The 1,268-nt window shown below is 56.1% G+C and carries 2 pseudogenes; one reads left to right on the top strand and one right to left on the bottom strand.

Annotated elements, in window-relative coordinates:
* The first annotated feature begins 192 nt into the window (after nt 1–192).
* A pseudogene (locus tag DOU54_RS27055) lies at nt 193–944 on the top strand (IS6 family transposase).
* A 35-nt stretch (nt 945–979) separates the two neighbouring features.
* On the opposite strand, the pseudogene DOU54_RS27050 reads toward DOU54_RS27055, so the two are convergent.
* Nucleotides 980–1,207, bottom strand: a pseudogene (locus DOU54_RS27050) (IS6 family transposase); the annotation flags it as partial.
* Nucleotides 1,208–1,268: the final 61 nt, after the last annotated feature.

The following is a 1,268-nucleotide window of genomic DNA, read 5'->3' as shown; positions in this document are numbered from 1 at the left end:
TAGTCGACCAGCCTTTTGGGCAAGTGCTCCGGCAGCAGACGGCTGGCAAATTGCAGCAGATGATCCGAGATTGTCTTTCCGAGGCCAAAGCGCTCGGTCAGTCCATCGAAGGGCTTGTCGCAAATTTTCTTGGTTAACTCGCTGTTGACCACGACGGGGGAAATTCCGCTCCTCGTGTAGCGGAGCGTAGCCATGATTCTGAACGCCATTGCCGAAAAGTTGAAGCGCCAGTCGAAGGATGATTTCAAAGGGCGACATTTCGAGGCATGGCTCATCGTTCAGGCGGTGACATGGTATCTGCGGTACCCGCTCAGCTACAGAGATCTCGAGGAGATGTTCCGCGAGCGCGGCTTCGAGGTCGACCATAGTACATCAACCGCTGGGTTCTCGCCTATGCGCCGCTGATCGAGAAGCGGCTCCGTCAGTTTCGTCGGCCTCATTGCGGCTCAATTCGGACCGACGAGACTTACGTCAATATCCGTGGCAAATGGCGTTATCTGTACCGGGCGATCGACAAGAACGGAAATCCGGTCGATTTTCTGTTGACTGCAAGGCGCGATCTTGATGCCGCAAAGCGCTTCTTCCGCAAAATGCTCAAGGATGAGCCCTTGCTCTCGCCGGAAAAGATCGGCACGGATGGTGCCAATACGTTCCCATCCGCGATCAAGACATCGGTTGACAACGGACTGCTGCATCCCGATCCTGTGCACTATGTCACCAAGCATCTGCAGCAAGGCATCGAGAGCGACCACTTCCGTGTGAAGAAGAACATGCCAAAGATCGGCGGCTTCCAATCTTTCAAAACGGCGCGCCGCACAATCGCCGGCTTCGAAGCCATGCTCTGGCTCAGGAAGGGCTTCGGCTTCTCTGGCGGCTGGACCGTCAACGTTCAGAACGATCTGCTTGCGCACCTCTTCGGACTTCAAAAGGTTAACAAAGCATAAAAATGCGGCCGATAACGGGGTGGCTTTGACCTTCTCGAAAATTTGCGACAAGCCCGCCGCCGGAGCTGATGAGCAAATCTCAAACCGAACTTCGCCGCCCATTCCGAGACGGTCTGGAATGAGACGCTGATGCCGCGCTCCGCCAACAGATCCTCGACGTCGCGCAGGCTCAGCGGGAACCGAAAATAGAGCCATACGGCATGGGCGATGATCTGAGCAGGAAAGCGGTGACGTCTGAAGTGGGCAAGCGAGGTCTCGGTCATCAAAGCCCGATATCACGTTGGTGCAAACAGGCCGTTAAGGCGACGCCACCTTCGTGTGGCC

This window comes from Agrobacterium sp. MS2 (genome assembly GCF_003261015.1).
Taxonomy (GTDB): Bacteria; Pseudomonadota; Alphaproteobacteria; order Rhizobiales; family Rhizobiaceae; genus Agrobacterium; species Agrobacterium pusense.
Note: the sequence above shows the minus strand (reverse complement) of the source record. Positions and strands in the feature narration are given on the sequence as shown.